Source organism: Cupriavidus sp. GW823-FHT06D04, assembly GCF_058795055.1.
Map to the genome: position 1 here is coordinate 19,083 of NZ_JBXAHL010000058.1, position 14,958 is coordinate 34,040.

Genomic DNA, 14,958 nt, shown 5'->3' on the forward strand with positions numbered 1-14,958 from the left:
ATGCACCACAGCACCTATCGAATCGGTCAGATCGTACCGAGTTCCAACACGACGATGGAAACTGAGATTCCGGCCATGCTGCGCGCGCGTGAAGCCGTGCGGCCAGAGCGCTTCACCTTCCATAGCAGCCGCATGCGGATGCACAAGGTCACCCGCGAGGAACTCGAGGCGATGAACCTAGAAGGGCTGCGCTGCGCCGCGGAATTGGCCGACGCCCGCGTCGACGTGATGAGTACTGCTTGCCTGGTCGCGATCATGGCGATGGGCAAGGGCTATCACCGAGAGGTCGAGCGCGAGCTGACGCGCGTGGCCCGCGCCAATCAGTGCGAGGCGCCGGTGATGACCTCCGCCGGAGCGCTGGTGGAGGGTCTGCGCATCATGGGGGCGAAAAAGATCGCGCTGCTGGCGCCCTACATGCGCTCGCTGTGCGACCTGGTGGTCGAGTACATCGAGGACGAGGGCATTGAGGTTGTGGACGCCTTGGCTTTCGAGATCCCCGACAACCTAGAAGTTGGCCGCCGCGACCCGGCGCAGCTGGTTGACGAAGTGAAGCGATTGAATACGGCCAACGTGGATGTCGTTGTGCTGTCAGCCTGCGTGCAAATGCAGTCGTTGGCGTCGATCCAGATCGTGGAGGACCAGACTGGCATCCCGGTGACGTCCACCGCAATCTGCACGACCCGGCGCATGCTGGACCACCTCGGTCTCGAGCCGGTAGTGCCGGGAGTCGGAGCTTTGTTGTCGGGCCGTTACCCGGGCGAAGTTGATCTCACAAAGGAGGCGGTGGCATGAGAGAAGCCGTCATCGTTGCTACGGCGCGCACGCCAATCGGTCGCGCCTTCCGTGGCGCGTTCAACAGCACGAAATCGCCTACGTTGATGGGCCATGCCATCCACCACGCCGTCGAACGCTCGACGCTCGATCCGGCGCGGATCGAAGACGTCATCGTTGGGACGGTACTCGCAGCCGGCACGGCCGGCTCGAACGTGGCTCGCAATGCCGCATTTGCCGCTAGGCTACCGCATACGGCGGGTGCGCAGACGATCGATCGGCAATGCGCTTCCGGCCTCATGGCGATTGCCAGTGCAGCCAAGCAGATCGTAGTTGATGGCATGGAAGTCATCGTGGCGGGGGGGCAGGAGAACATCTCGGCCGTGCAGAACGCTTACTACAAGTGGGTGTACGCGGAATCCGACGCCAACGTGGTGCGCTTCGCCGAGCATGCGTACATGCCGATGCTGGAGACGGCGGAGTTCGTCGCCCGCAAGTATGGAGTCTCTCGAGAACAGCAGGATGCGTACGCGCTGCTGTCCCAGCAGCGCACGGCGGCTGCGCAGCGCGACGGCCTGTTTGACCATGAGATTGCGCCCATCACGGTCGAGATGACGGTCACGGACCGGCAGACCGGGGTGTCCACCCAGCAGTCGCTCACGCTGTCGCGCGACGAGAGTAATCGTCCCGAAACGACGTTGGCGGGACTTGTTGGCCTGAAGCCAGTCATGACCGACGGCACTGTCACCGCGGGCAACGCGAGCCAGCTTTCCGATGGCGCCAGCGCTTGCGTACTAATGGAGCGCCGCACAGCGGAACGCGATGGTTTGCGGCCGCTTGGTGTCTATCGAGGCATGGCAGTGGTCGGCGTAGCGCCGGAGGAGATGGGTATCGGACCTGTCTACGCGATTCCGCGGCTGCTCGCGCTCCATGGACTCACCGTAGACGACATCGGACTGTGGGAACTGAATGAAGCGTTCGCCTGCCAGGTCCTGTACTGCCGGGACAGGCTGGGTATCGACCCGGCCCGCTACAACGTGAATGGTGGCGCCATCTCTATTGGGCACCCCTATGGCATGACCGGCTCGCGGCTGGTTGGCCATGCGCTGATTGAGGGCAGACGGCGCGGTATCCGGTACGTCGTCGTCGGAATGTGCGTGGGCGGCGGCATGGGCGCAGCGGCGCTGTTCGAGGTGTGTTAGGTCGGCGTCGCGACTCTCAATAGTGGCGTCAATAGAACTAAACAATAGGCGATTATCGCCTGTAGGAGACAACACCATGGAATCGGAATCGACACTTGCAGAGTGGAGCCCGGGACGGGCTCGCGGCAGTAATCCCAGCAAGACCGGTAAGGCGTTGCTTGTGACTGGTGCCGCTCTCGGCATGCTAGTCGGCTTCTCGGCAGTCTACTTCAGTACTTTGTCGCTGTTCCTGAAGCCGATCGCTGCCACCTTCGGGTGGGGACGTGCACAAACATCGGCCATTTCGGTACTTGCCCAGCTGGGACTCGCAATGGGCGCTCCGTTCGTCGGGCGGCTAATCGACCGGTTCGGGGCCAACCGGGTGATCCCGGTGTCCGTCGTGCTGTTCGCTATTGGCATGGCGACATTGTCGGTGTTGCCGACCAGCATCGTTTTCTTCGGGGGGATGAGCTTCCTGCTTGGCGTGATGGCTGTGGGTACAACGCCGACCGGCTACCTGAGCGTGCTGCCCGGTGCGTTCGACCGGCGCCTGGGTTGTGCGATGGGCATTGCGATGGTTGGCCTAGGCTGTGGCAACGCGCTCATGCCGCTGCTTACCGAGCCCTGGATGGCAGCGGGCGGCTGGCGCGTCGCATATCAGTATCTCGCCGCAACGACGCTGGCCGGCGGACTACTAGCTGTCGTCCTTTTCTCATCGGTACCCGGACACGCACGCCGCCATCGGACGGAGGCGATCGAGCTGCCGGGCATCGGCTTCCGGGGGGCGATCCGCTCGTCTCGCTTCTGGGTAATCGCGGCCATTCTATTCGTGATCTCTGCAGCCGGACTAGGCGCCATCGTACATATGGTCCCGCTGCTGACGGATCGGGGCTTCCCCTCCCAGCACGCCTCGCAGATCGCGGCACTGATTGGCGTCGGCGTTATGGTTGGTCGCGTCGGCACCGGGCTGCTGATTGATATGGCCCATGCCCCGTACGTGGCAGCGGTGTCGTTCCTGATGGGCGCAACAGGCTTGGCGTTGATCGCCCTCCAGCCAGACGCATCAATGGCTACGGTCGGCACTGGCGCCTTTCTCTTCGCGTTCGCCATTGGCGCGGAAGGGGACTTTATTCCGTTCTTCGTTCGCCGGTATTTTGGCCTCAGGCAGTTTGGCTCCCTCTATGGCACGTTGTTCTTTGTGTTTGCCCTGGGCGGCGTCGTGGGTCCGGTCCTGTATGGGCTGGCGTTCGATATGACGGGGAGTTACACGACAGCCTTCGCCAGCGCTACTGCCGCCTGCACAGCCAGCGCTATCGCTGTGAGCCTGCTAGGCAAATACAGATATGCAGCCCGTGACTGAGGCCGATTGACAGCTTGTTCAAGGGTAGACGCCGCGGTGATACTCGCGGCAAATAACAGGAGACAGAAAATGGGATTCGTAGTTGGAGTCGATGTCGGCGGTACCTTCACCGACGGCGTCGCCATTGATTCGGACGGGACGATCGTTTCCGCCAAGACGCCGTCCACGCCACCGGACTACTCGGCCGGCGTATTTAACGTATTGGCCTTGCTTGGCGAGCAATTCGGGCTTACCCGCGAGCAGTTCCTTGCCCGTACCAATCATATTGCCCATGGCACCACTTCGTCGCTCAATGCGCTCGTGATGGGCAAGGTGCCGCCGGTGGGCTTCATTACCACGAAGGGACACGGCGACTCGATCTCGATCATGAACGTGGAGGGCCGCTACCTGGGCCGCTCCGCCCAGGATTTGCAGAATGTGCTAGGCCATCGCAAGCCGCCGCCGCTGGTGACCCGCAACCTGCTGAAAGAGGTCACCCAGCGCATGGATCGCGAGGGCAATGTCCTCGTGGCGCTAAACGAGCAAGAAGTGCGTGCTGCCGTGAGGGATTGCGTGGCGCAGGGAGTCAAGGCCATCGCAGTGTCGCTGCTCTGGTCGTTCCGCAACCCAGCCCACGAGCGGCGGGTGCGCGAGATTATCACTGAGGAGGCGCCTGACATTTACGTAGCTCTGTCCTCGGATGTCAGCCCTCGCATCCGTGAGTACGCGCGGCATGCCACCACGATCATGAGCACACAGATCGGGCCGGGTCTGCGCGACTATCTTCGCAACCTAGAGAAGGGCTTACGCAAGGAGGGTCTCACCGGGCCGCTCCTGGTCATGCAGAGTTCTGGAGGCGCGATTACTGCCGAGGAGGCACCAACTACCGCCATTACGACCGTCGGCTCGGTCCTGACCGGCGGCGTGGTGGGGGCAATGCAGCTTGCGAGGCAACTCGGCCACCGCAACGTCATGGCAACGGATGTCGGAGGTACGACTTTCCTTGCCGGCCTGATCGTCGACTCAGAGCCGGTCCGCGCCGGGCAGACCATCATCAACCAGTCGCCGGTCAACGTGCCGACGCTGCGGGTGGAAGCCATCGGCTCGGGCGGCGGCGCAATTGCCTGGATCGATGCCGGCGGCAACCTGCAGGTCGGCCCGTTGAGTGCGCAGGCCGTGCCAGGGCCCGCCTGCTATGGCGCGGGAGGCACCGAGCCGACCATCACCGACGCGAACCTGGTGCTGGGAATCTTGCCATCCCGCGGATTGTTGGGCGGGCAGCGTCCGTTGTCACTTGAGTTGGCGCGCGAAGCCATCAAGCGGCGGATCGCCGATCCGCTCGGGTTAAGCGTGGAGGAAGCAGCGGCGGCGATCTACGTCGTACAGAATGCGCAGACGGCTGACTTGCTGCGCAAGGTGGCGGTTGAATCAGGGCACGACCCCCGCGACTTCGTGGTCTATGCGTTTGGTGGCGCTGGCCCGGCTCACTGCGCGGCGTATGGCGCCGCCGTCCAGGCGAGTGAGGTGCTTGTACCACTGGGCCCGGTCGCCTCGGCCTTCTCCGCGTTCGGGCTGGCGGCCTCAAGCATCAATGTGACTCGCGAGTTGTCCGACCCGGCCGTGGTCCCGCTCGATCCGGAGCGGGTCGCCGAGAAATTCGGGCGGCTGGAAGAAGAGGTCAGTGCCGTGCTGGCGCGGCAGGGCATTCGCTTTGTCGGCACGGAACTGCATCGCGAACTTGACATGCGCTACGGCATGCAGATGGGCGAGGTCGCTGCACCGGTGGCGGGAGGCAACGTCACTGCCGCGACGTTGCAGGATGCCGTAGACGCGTTCGAGCGGAAGTACAGCCAGCTCTATGGCGAGGGATCGGGCTTCCGTGACGCCGGCATCCAGGCACTGACCTATCGCGTGCGGGGCGTCGGCCTGCTGCCGGTCTCCCCAGAATTGCCGGAAATCGCTCCAGCGAACGGTACGCCCGTGGAAGAGGCAATCGCGGAACGCCGACCGATCTGCCTCGACATCGATCGTGGCTACGTCGACACCCCTGCGTACGACTACACCCGACTTCGCGCAGGGCACGTCATTGTCGGCCCCGCGGTGATCCAGGTGCCGACCACGACCGTCGTGGTGCCGCGTGGCATGCACGGCACCATCGACCGGTTCGGCAATCTGTCCATCAAGACCCAGCCCATCAAGACCAAGGCAGTTTGAACTGCAGGAAGGAGACATATTATGTTGCCCACTATTCCCGGCTCGGAGGCTTTCGTGAGCCGACCGGTCCCGCCCGATACCATTCTCCGCACGGTCCCGCCTTCGCTGCAGATGCACACCGTCGACCAGCGCGTCATCGACGAGCTTCACCCGCTGACCTATGAGGTCGTTCGCCACCGGCTGTGGTCGATCACCGATGAGATGGGCGAGACGCTCAAGCGCATGTCGGGCAGTCCGGTTGTCAGCGAAGCAAACGACTACGACTTCACTATCAACGACGAGACCGGCCAGGAAGTGCAGATCGGCCTCTACAACACGATGCTGGCCGGTGCCATTGACTTGGCAATCTACTGGACCCTGCAGAATCGAGCGGACAATCCCGGGATCGAGGACGGCGACATGTTCCTGTGCAACGATCCCTGGATCGGTGGCGGCCTGCACCAGAGCGATGTGGTTATATTCCAGCCGATTTTCTATGAGGGGAAACTGTTCTCATGGACGAGCGCAATCTGTCATGAGCCGGACCTCGGGGGCGTGGCGCCGGGCTCGATGCCCATCGTGGCGCCGGACGTTTTCTCCGAGTCGTTGCCCACGCCCCCGATCAAGGTGGTGCGCAAATTCACGTTGCAGCGTGACATGGCTGACATGTGGGTGCGCCGCTCGCGAGTGCCGCAATTGGTGGGGCTGGACTTACGCGCCAAGATCGGCGCGAATGCAGTGGGTCGCAAGCGCATGCTGGCGCTAATCGAACAATACGGCCCAGACACGGTTAAGGCGGTCATGAAGCGGATGATGGATGATGCCGAGAGGCGCTTGCGCGACAAGCTGCGCGACGCACCGGACGGCGCCTGGCAGGCCGCCAGTTACATAGACCAGTCCTCGGCCGGCGATCGCAGCTCACACAAGCTGATGCTGACGATGACGAAGAAGGAAGACCACCTGACGTTCGACTTTACCGGTACGGCGCAGCAGTCCGGCGTGATCAACTGCACCTATGCGGGCTCTCGTGGCGGCATCATGCTGGCGCTGCTGCCGACGCTGGCGGGCAACATCCCGTGGGCGGCCGGCGGCCTGATGCGCTGCTTCGATATCGTCACGCCCGAAGGCACCATGAACAACGCGGCCTTCCCTGCTGCCATCAACAAGGCCCCGATTGCGACGGCATGGGCCATTGGCAACCTGGCCGCGCAATGCCTGTCGCAGATGCTGGACTGCTCCGTGGACCTGAAGGCCAACGTGCAGGCGACTTGCTGCGGGACGTGGAATACCGCGGTGCTGGCCGGTCTGGACCAGCGCGCCAAGCGGCATACGCCGTTCGTCGACGTGGTCATGGAGTCAATGGCGGGCGGATACGGCGCACGCCCGACCGCCGACGGTATCGACACAGGCGGCCTGTTCTGCATTCCGATGGGCAAGCTGCCCGACGTGGAAATGACAGAGCTGCTGTATCCCATGATCGTGCTTTGGCGTCGCGAAGAACCCGACTCCGGTGGCCCCGGACGCCACCGCGGCGGCGTCAGCGCTTCCGCGGCCATCACGCCCCATGGCACATCGCTGCCAATGGCGCTGGTACTGTCAAGTTCGGGGATGGCAACCGCACAGAACCAGGGCTTGGCCGGTGGCCATCCCGGCAATACTGGCCATAACGTGGTTGTGCGCAGCGTCGACCTGGACGGCATGTTCGCCCGCGGCGAGTTGCATACTGAGCTCCACAGTCTCGGCGGCGAGATGGAGGTCGCGCAATGCATGACAGGGGGCGAATTGGGTCACGGTGACGTCCTGTACCTGCACTGCCAGGGAGGCGGAGGCTACGGCGATCCACTGCGCCGGGACCCGGAGACCGTGGCGATCGACTTGCGCGCCGGCAAGATTAGAACCGGAACTGCCGAGCTGGTCTATGGTGTTGTCGTAGGCCATGACGGCGAAGTCGATCTGTCTGCTACGGAAGCACTCCGGATCACGATCCGGGACGAACGGCGCGAACAGTCAGTTCCACCGCCAGTGGCATTCACCGGTAAGTTCAACACCGAGCACGCGCGGCCGGTTGACGACAACCTTGCGCTAGTACGCCATGAGGGCGCCCAGTTGGTGGTGTGCCGGCATTGCGGGCACCAATTGAGCCATCACGACAAGCAGTTGGCCGTTGCGTGTCGGGATTCGGACCCGCTTTCGGGCAGCTCCAATGTCCGCGTCGATCCCAGTTACTACGTCGACGAAGAAATTGTCTTCCGTGAGCATTTCTGCCCAGGTTGCTGGACCACCCTGCATACGGGGCTGGTGCCGAAGGACCACGAGGACGTCATCAGCGGGATGAAGAAGCTGCCGGCGGTCGTCGGGGCGTAATACGCGGATTGGAAGAGGGACGCGGTGGCTGTGGTGCCACCGCGTGCCGAATCGTCCCGTGAAATTGAAGACAGCAGACGAGAGTAGGAAGAAATCATGAGGTTAGAAGGTCGGGTGGCGGTAATTACAGGTGCCGCAGCGGGTATTGGACAGGCCACGGCTCACCGGTTCGCGAGGGAAGGAGCGTGCGTCGTGCTGTGCGACCGAAACGTTGCAGCCGTCGAGCAGGAAGCTGCGGCGCTACGCGACACGGGCTTGGAGGCACTGGGATACGCACTCGACGTCACGGACCGGCGTGGCATTGCCGATCTGGTCCAGTCCACGATGCAACGGTTTGGCCGCATCGACGTGCTGGTAAACAACGCGGGCATCACCGCGGACGCGCGCCTGGCACGTATGAGCGAGGAGCAGTTCGATGCCGTGATCGACGTAAACCTGAAGGGCGTCTTCAATTGCACGCAAGCGGTGGCAGAAGTGATGACGGCGCGCGGCAGTGGCGTGATCCTGAACGCCTCGAGCGTGGTCGGTATTTACGGCAACTATGGTCAGACTAACTATGCGGCGAGCAAGTTTGGTGTGATTGGCATGACGAAGACTTGGGCGCGCGAACTCGGCCCAAAGGGAATCCGGGTCAACGCGGTATGCCCGGGGTTCGTCGCCACTGACATCCTCAGCACAATGCCGGAGAAGGTGCTCGATGGCTTCCGATCCGCCTGCTGGCAAGGTCGCATCGGCTTGCCGGACGAGATCGCCAGCGTTTATGCCTTCCTGGCCAGCGATGACGCTAGCTATATCAACGGTGCAGCGCTTGAGGTATCCGGCGGCCTGTCCATGTAAAGCACCGCGCAAAAGCGGATGACCCGCACGCATCACGGAGTACATAACAAAAAGTCGGCGCAACGCGTCAGCGGCTAGGCGTCGGCAATCAATACGAGAACAGGAGGAGAGCTATGAAGTTCGTGGCATTGGGCGCATTTGCCTTGCTCGGCTGCGCGGGAAGCGCTTGTGCGCAATCGAGCGTCACGCTGTATGGTGTGGTGGACGCCAACGTGGAATATGTCACGCATGTCGGCAGTGTCCCTGCCGCCGCCAACCAATACGACCCCGGTCTCGGCAATCGGGTCTATCGGCTGAATTCGGGTGGACTGTCCGGTTCACGCTGGGGTATCCGGGGGGCCGAGGACCTCGGTTCCGGATTGAAGGCGATGTTCGTCCTTGAAAGCGGCTTCGGTCTGGATTCCGGGGTACTTCAACAAGGCGGTCGCTTATTTGGCCGTCAGGCATTTGTAGGCCTGCAAAAGGCCAGCATTGGACAGGTAAGCTTTGGGCGCCAGTATGCCTCGATGTTCGAGGCACTGGCAAACTTTGCCCCGGCCTCATACGCCCCCCAGTATGAGCCCGTGGTGCTGCAGTCCGGGCCGAACTACCGCGAGGACAATACGGTCAAGTACACCGGCCAGTTCGGGCCTGTTACCGCGCTTGCGCACTGGTCGTTCGGCACCGGTTTGGCGCTGCCCGCCTCGGTAGGCCTGACGACGCCCATTGGCGGAAACGGTGAATTCCCGGGCCAGTTTCGCCGGGATACCGCTTATGGCGCTGCGATCGCTTATGCCGGTGGGGCATTGGGGGCGACAGTCGGATACGACCAATGGAATCCGACAATTGGAACTGGAAGCGGCACGGCGAAGAAGGCTGCAGTCGCCATCAGTTATGCCATCGGAGAGCAGGCCAAGGTCATGGGCGGATACCGCTGGGGTCAGAACAAGTCGCAAACCGGCGCTGTAATTCAGCGTGATGACTTCTACTGGGTTGGCGCCAACTATCAGGCGAGCCCAGCCTTGAGCCTGACTCTCGAGTACGACTACGATGACGTCAGAAATCTGTACGGCAATACTGGTGTCGCGAACCCATGGCAAATCGCCTTCGTGGGCAACTATGCGTTTTCGAAGCGCACGGATGTCTACCTGACCACTGCGTATGCGAAGAATGCTGGCCTGATGATGGAGTCGCTTGCGAGCTTCTATGCAAACAGCTTTTCGCTTGGCAATAGCTACGTACTGGGAAAAGGGCAGAGCACGATGCTCGGCCTGTCGTTGGGCGTTCGCCATAAATTCTGAAGCATTCTGGCAAGCAAAAGCGCAGGCAACACATCGGTAGCTAACTGCCACTTGATTAGAGCTTAGCGGCGTACCAATTTTTCAGGTGCGCGGAGCTGATCAGCCGATATCTGGGGGATGCGGTCTTTAGAGATTTTCTCTTTCGAGAGTTTCGCAGTGTCAATGGTGGCCTCGATTTGCACGATGTTGGGATCTGCATCACCTTCGGTTCGGAGTCTCTGACTCCGAACCCCGGGGCCTCGATACGCGCATTCAGTGGTTCAAATTTACTTGGGGAAGCAGAATGAACATGAAATCCGCCTTCGATCTTGAAGGGAAAGTTGCGATAGTTACTGGTGGCTCACGCGGACTGGGGTTCGCGATGGCCGAAGCGCTGGGACAGATGGGCGCCAAGGTGGCAATCATTGCGCGCAAACAGGAAGAACTCGATCACGCCCGTGCGGCGCTGCACGAGCGAGGCATAGATGCGACCGACTATAAATGCGATTTGGGTCAGCGAGAGCAAATTGAGCCACTCGTGGCTCGGATTATTCAGAAACACGGTCGCGTGGACATTCTCCTAAATAACGCGGCCGCCACATGGGCCTGCCCGGCAGAAGATCATCCAATCGAGGCCTGGGACAAACTTATCAATCTGAATCTCACCGGCACCTTCTCACTGACGCAGCTAGTCGGCAAGCAATCCATGATTCCAAACCAACGCGGTCGAATCATCAATATTGCGTCAATAGGCGGCCTTATGGGGCAGGATCCCGACATTGTCCGTAGCGTCGCTTACTGCACGACCAAAGGCGGTATCGTGAATTTCACCCGCGCGCTCGCTGCCGAGTGGGGCCAATTTGGAATTACCGTCAACTCAATCTGTCCCGGCTTTATTCCCACCAAGATGACCCATGGGAGGTTGGATCAGTTGGGCGAGGTAATTCGCTCTCGTACTCCTTCACGTCGGCTTGGTGAGGGGACCGATCTCAACGGACTAGCTGTGTTGCTGGCGTCAGACGCCTCGCGGCACATCAACGGTCAGGTAATCGCAGTCGATGGCGGTGCGACCATCGTTTAATCGACGAAGAAGCGGAAGCAGCCGTGGTTTCAACGGTTCGCTTTCCGTCGGACGGTATTTCGAGGGTCCTTCAGCAACCCCAATAGCCGACACGTTCAGACCACGTTCATTCGGCTTGTCTCGGAGTAGATCCAACATCGCAAAGCCATCCTCCTGCAGTTTTCGAATTCTCAGTCCTCATTCAGCAACTGGTCGGTGAAAGTCTGCTCCACAAAGGTGCGCAATGGCTCAGGTCGGTTCGGGCGTAGGCCGCCGTGGTCTGCACCCACGCGTGCCCGAGCAAGGCTTGCGCAGCAGGCAGCGGCACCTGGTGGTCGACCACCAGCGTGCGCGCATAGGCGTGGCGCAGCCAGTGCGGGGATGCCGCACGCAATAGCAGCGCCTGCGCCGGCGCGCGTGCCTGCAGGCCATCGGCCACGGCCGCAAAGATGGCCTTGACCTCCCGGTACAGGCCTGCCTGCTGCAACGCTTCGCCCTTGTTGCCGTGGATCACCGGCAGCGCCTCGTGCACGGGCGGCTCGGACGGCAGGCCGCGGGCGCATCGGTAGGCGCGCAGCACCGCCACGCACGGAGTCGGCAGCGGGATGGCCCTGGGCTTGCGCCCCTTGCCACAGACGTGGAGCGTCCAGCGCCCGGGCGCTTCCGCCTCCAGCCGAGGCAGCCCGATCTCGGCCGACCAGGCCAGTTCCGCCAGGCGCACGCCGGCGTAGCGGTACAGCGCCCAGATCGCGCGCCGTCGCAGCGCCTGGAGGGAATCTTCGGACCCGGGCGCGTCAAGCCACGCATCGCACGCGGCCAGCAGCGCCGGCGGCCGGGTTGGCGTGCAGGTAGCCGGTGTCGTACCAGTAACGGTAGCAGCTCGGCACCACCGCCAGCGCGCGCGTGCGGGTGGCCTCGCTGAGGCGGCCAACCGCCCGCCATGGATCCTCCGTGCCGCGCTCGCCGTGCTGCAGCGCGTGCCCATAGGTGAGCAGCTGCTGGCGCGTGAGGTCCGACAGCGGGCCGAGCTGACGCGCCCCGCACCAGCGCATCAGGCGCTGCAGTTCGGCGCCATAGGCGCGCAGCGTGTGCGGCGAGCGCCCGGCGCGGTCGCGCAGGAACAGCGCCAGCGCCTGCGCGTCGTCGGCGGCGCCGAGCGTGTTGGTGGCGGCGTGGGGCTGGGCGAAGCGGCCGGCGCGCGCGAGCCACACCAGATCTGCCGGGCCCTGGGTGGCCAGCCACGAACTCGGCGCGGCCGGCGCCGTCGCCTCCTCAGCCGCCGCCGCTGGCGCGTTCGTTGCGGCGGTGACGGGCCGGAAGCGGCGCCGGTGCGTGTGCAGCAGCCGCGCGAGCACCGTCTGCGGGCTGGGCGCCTGGTCCGCCGGCACCGTGCGCAGCCGCCCGCGCTCCCAGTACTCGATCGCGCCGTCGTGGGCCAGCAGCAGCTTGAGCACGGCCGGCTGCGCGGCCTTGGCCTCGGCCAGCGACCCGTAGCGGCGCTTGATGCGCGCCAGCGTCGAGTGCACGTAGACCGGATGCCCGAGCGACTCGGCCAGATAGGCCAGTGCCGCGTCGAGGCTGGCGGGCAGCGCGCGTGGCGGCACCGCCGCGGTGTCGACCCAGTCAGCCGAGGTCATGACTGGGCGGCCAGCTTGGCCGTCGGCTTACCCTTCGACTTGGGCACGCGCGCCTTGGTCGGTGGTGGCGCGGCGGCCAAGGCCGCGCGCAGCAGTTCGTCGAGCTGGGCGCGCTGGCTGGCGGTGACGGCCTTGAGCGCGCTCGCCTCGCACGCCGACTCGCGCGCTCGCATTCGACTTCCGCCGCTCGCTGTGGCCGGATGAATCGATCGACATCGAGGTCTCGGTCGAGGCTATCAGCACGCGGACCTACACGCTGGCGATGACGGCACGCATGAGCGAGGGTGGCGAGACGGCTTTCGTCGCCCGCCTTACGCCGATCTGCGTGCGACGCGGAACGCGCGACGTGATCAACGTGCCCGCCGCGCTGCGCAACGCACTGGAGCAGTACCGGCGCCACTGCGAGACCGAGCCGCACACCAATCTATCCGACCAAGGCCAACCAGCATGAACAGTCGTACCTACCGTATCGGGCAGATCGTGCCCAGTTCCAACACAACGATGGAAATCGAGATCCCGGCGATGCTGCGTGCGCGGGAACAGATGCTACCGGAGCGCTTTACCTTCCACGCGAGCCGCATGCGCATGCACCGCGTGGTGCGCGAGGAACTGGAGGCCATGAACCGCGAGGGCCTGCGTTGTGCCGCCGAACTGGCGGACGCGCGTGTCGACGTGATGAGCACGGCCTGCCTGGTCGCCGTCATGGCGATGGGCCCGGGCTACCACCGCCAGGTGGAGCAGGACCTGCTGCGCGTCGCGCGCGAGAACGACTGCGACGCGCCGGTGATGACATCGGCCGGCGCGCTGGTCGCGGGCCTGAAGTCGGCGGGCGCGCGCCGGATCGCGCTGATGGCGCCGTACATGAAGCCGCTGACCGACGCGGTGGTCAAGTACATCGAGCATGAAGGCATTGAAGTGCTGGACGCGCTGTCGTTCGAGATCCCCGACAACCTGGAGGTCGGGCGTCGCGATCCCCTGCAATTGCTGCAGGACGTCAAGCGCCTGAATACCGCCAACGCTGACGTCGTGGTGCTGTCGGCCTGCGTGCAGATGCCGTCGCTGCCGGCGATCCAGGCCGCGCAGGACGCCATCGGCCTGCCGGTGACATCGACCGCCGTCTGCACGGTCCGCCAGATGCTGGAACACCTTGACCTGGCACCCGTTGTCCCCAACGCCGGCGCGCTCCTTGCGCCGGCCAGCAAGTAAGAGGCTTACCATGAATGTCGTCGTGATCGGAGGCGGGCCGGCCGGCCTGTACTTCTCGCTGCTGCTCAAGCAGCGGCATCCTGAAGACCATATGGTCGTGCACGAGCGCAACGAGGCGGGTGCGACCTACGGCTGGGGCGTGGTGTTTTCGGATATCGCATTGTCCTTCCTGGCGGAAGCGGATCCGGCCTTCTTCCGGAAGTTTACCGCGCACCACCAGCGTTGCGACTATATGGAGGTCACCCACAAAGGGGTGCGAGTGCCACTGCATAACAATCACTTCTCGCGCACCTCACGCATCGACCTCCTGCGCGTGCTGCAGGAGGCATGCGCGGAGGCCGGTGTCGAGATTCAATACGGCAGCCGCGTCAGCGACCCCGCCGAACTGCCGGACGCCGACATTATCGTGGCGGCCGACGGCGTCAACAGCGAGGTACGGACCCGGCTGGCGGAGCATTTCCGACCGAGCTTCGACGTGCGCCGCAACAAGTTCGCCTGGTACGGCACCCGGCAACTGTTCCACCCGGTCTCGCTGATCTTCCGGCAGACGGAATACGGGGTGTTCATCGCGCACGCATACCAATACAGCGATGCACTGTCGACCTTCCTGGTGGAAGTGGATCCCGACACCTGGCATCGCGCGGGCCTCGACACCGCTACCGAAGAGGAGAGTCGCGCGTTCTGCGAACGGGTGTTCGCGGAAGACCTGGGTGGCCACTCCCTGCTGGGAAATCGCTCGAACTGGTTCCAGGCTAGCGTGGTGCGCAACGAGCACTGGTCGCATGGCAAGGTGGTTCTGCTGGGTGATGCGCTGCGCAGCGTGCATTTCTCGCTAGGCTCCGGCACCCGTATGGCGATGCAGGATGCGATTGCGCTCTGCGATGCCGTCTGTGCGCATCGCGACGAAGTACCGGCGGCGTTCCAGGCGTTCGAGAGCAGCCGGCGCGATGCGTCGGCCAGGTTCCAGGACGCGGCCCGCCGCAGCCTCGACTGGTATGAATCGGTCGAAAGCAAGATGCATCTCGATCCGGTCTCGTTCGCCTACGACTACATGCTGCGCACCGGCAGGGTCACACATGAAGACCTGCGCCAGCGCGACCCGGAATTTATC

Annotated in this window: 12 protein-coding genes and 1 pseudogene; 11 read left to right on the plus strand and 2 right to left on the minus strand. The window is 63.5% G+C overall.

The window, feature by feature from the left end; translation table 11 throughout:
* The 8 genes from AC1Q7H_RS36930 to AC1Q7H_RS36965 all read left to right on the plus strand — a co-directional run bounded on the left by AC1Q7H_RS36930 (position 1) and on the right by AC1Q7H_RS36965 (position 11,025).
* Entirely contained in the window at positions 1-792 is a 792-nt protein-coding gene (locus tag AC1Q7H_RS36930) for a maleate cis-trans isomerase family protein (protein WP_492316579.1), read from the plus strand.
* Positions 789-1,973 carry an acetyl-CoA C-acyltransferase gene (locus tag AC1Q7H_RS36935; RefSeq protein WP_492316578.1) on the plus strand — a complete coding sequence of 395 codons (1,185 nt, stop codon included), beginning with the start codon at positions 789-791 and terminating at the stop codon, positions 1,971-1,973. Before AC1Q7H_RS36930 ends, AC1Q7H_RS36935 begins: the two co-directional genes overlap by 4 nt.
* A 76-nt stretch (positions 1,974-2,049) precedes the next feature.
* Positions 2,050-3,312, plus strand: a complete 1,263-nt coding sequence (locus tag AC1Q7H_RS36940) for an MFS transporter (protein ID WP_492316577.1) — start codon at positions 2,050-2,052, stop codon at positions 3,310-3,312.
* 69 nt (positions 3,313-3,381) lie between these two features.
* The gene (locus AC1Q7H_RS36945) at positions 3,382-5,505 is read left to right on the plus strand and encodes a hydantoinase/oxoprolinase family protein (protein ID WP_492316576.1); all 2,124 of its coding nucleotides are present in this window, start codon (positions 3,382-3,384) and stop codon (positions 5,503-5,505) included.
* A 21-nt stretch (positions 5,506-5,526) separates the two neighbouring features.
* Positions 5,527-7,848: a hydantoinase B/oxoprolinase family protein gene (locus AC1Q7H_RS36950; protein ID WP_492316575.1), complete on the plus strand. Its 2,322-nt coding sequence runs from the start codon at positions 5,527-5,529 to the stop codon at positions 7,846-7,848.
* 96 nt (positions 7,849-7,944) lie between these two features.
* Positions 7,945-8,685: a 3-oxoacyl-ACP reductase FabG gene (gene fabG, locus AC1Q7H_RS36955; RefSeq protein ID WP_492316574.1), complete on the plus strand. Its 741-nt coding sequence runs from the start codon at positions 7,945-7,947 to the stop codon at positions 8,683-8,685.
* 113 nt (positions 8,686-8,798) lie between these two features.
* Complete coding sequence (locus AC1Q7H_RS36960) at positions 8,799-9,965, plus strand: porin (RefSeq protein ID WP_492316573.1); 1,167 nt, start codon at positions 8,799-8,801, stop codon at positions 9,963-9,965.
* A gap of 283 nt (positions 9,966-10,248) precedes the next feature.
* Complete coding sequence (locus AC1Q7H_RS36965; protein WP_492316572.1) at positions 10,249-11,025, plus strand: SDR family oxidoreductase; 777 nt, start codon at positions 10,249-10,251, stop codon at positions 11,023-11,025.
* Positions 11,026-11,195: 170 nt separating this feature from the next.
* Here the strand turns inward: AC1Q7H_RS36965 and AC1Q7H_RS36970 are convergent.
* Positions 11,196-12,641: pseudogene (locus AC1Q7H_RS36970) on the minus strand (tyrosine-type recombinase/integrase).
* Complete coding sequence (locus tag AC1Q7H_RS36975; protein WP_492316571.1) at positions 12,638-12,814, minus strand: hypothetical protein; 177 nt, start codon at positions 12,812-12,814, stop codon at positions 12,638-12,640. The pseudogene AC1Q7H_RS36970 and the gene AC1Q7H_RS36975 overlap by 4 nt, the downstream one beginning before the upstream one ends.
* 101 nt (positions 12,815-12,915) lie before the next feature.
* Here AC1Q7H_RS36975 and AC1Q7H_RS36980 point away from each other — a divergent pair, with 101 nt between their 5' ends.
* From AC1Q7H_RS36980 to AC1Q7H_RS36990, 3 genes are all read left to right on the plus strand, one after another.
* Positions 12,916-13,092 (plus strand): hypothetical protein, encoded by a 177-nt coding sequence (locus tag AC1Q7H_RS36980; RefSeq protein WP_492316570.1) that lies wholly within the window; start codon positions 12,916-12,918, stop codon positions 13,090-13,092.
* Complete coding sequence (locus tag AC1Q7H_RS36985) at positions 13,089-13,847, plus strand: maleate cis-trans isomerase family protein (RefSeq protein ID WP_492316569.1); 759 nt, start codon at positions 13,089-13,091, stop codon at positions 13,845-13,847. Before AC1Q7H_RS36980 ends, AC1Q7H_RS36985 begins: the two co-directional genes overlap by 4 nt.
* Before the next feature lie 10 nt (positions 13,848-13,857).
* The coding region (locus AC1Q7H_RS36990) for an FAD-dependent monooxygenase (protein ID WP_492370398.1) at positions 13,858-14,958 on the plus strand (1,101 nt) is incomplete at its 3' end.

Bases quoted from the DNA above. Each gene is read 5' to 3' on its own strand.
- AC1Q7H_RS36935 (WP_492316578.1), top strand. From the start codon at position 789: ATGAGAGAAGCCGTCATCGTTGCTACGGCGCGCACGCCAATCGGTCGC.
- AC1Q7H_RS36965 (WP_492316572.1), top strand. From the start codon at position 10,249: ATGAACATGAAATCCGCCTTCGATCTTGAAGGGAAAGTTGCGATAGTT.
- AC1Q7H_RS36985 (WP_492316569.1), top strand. From the start codon at position 13,089: ATGAACAGTCGTACCTACCGTATCGGGCAGATCGTGCCCAGTTCCAAC.
- AC1Q7H_RS36975 (WP_492316571.1), bottom strand. From the start codon at position 12,814: ATGCGAGCGCGCGAGTCGGCGTGCGAGGCGAGCGCGCTCAAGGCCGTC.
- AC1Q7H_RS36950 (WP_492316575.1), top strand. From the start codon at position 5,527: ATGTTGCCCACTATTCCCGGCTCGGAGGCTTTCGTGAGCCGACCGGTC.
- AC1Q7H_RS36980 (WP_492316570.1), top strand. From the start codon at position 12,916: ATGAGCGAGGGTGGCGAGACGGCTTTCGTCGCCCGCCTTACGCCGATC.
- AC1Q7H_RS36930 (WP_492316579.1), top strand. From the start codon at position 1: ATGCACCACAGCACCTATCGAATCGGTCAGATCGTACCGAGTTCCAAC.
- fabG (WP_492316574.1), top strand. From the start codon at position 7,945: ATGAGGTTAGAAGGTCGGGTGGCGGTAATTACAGGTGCCGCAGCGGGT.
- AC1Q7H_RS36960 (WP_492316573.1), top strand. From the start codon at position 8,799: ATGAAGTTCGTGGCATTGGGCGCATTTGCCTTGCTCGGCTGCGCGGGA.
- AC1Q7H_RS36945 (WP_492316576.1), top strand. From the start codon at position 3,382: ATGGGATTCGTAGTTGGAGTCGATGTCGGCGGTACCTTCACCGACGGC.
- AC1Q7H_RS36940 (WP_492316577.1), top strand. From the start codon at position 2,050: ATGGAATCGGAATCGACACTTGCAGAGTGGAGCCCGGGACGGGCTCGC.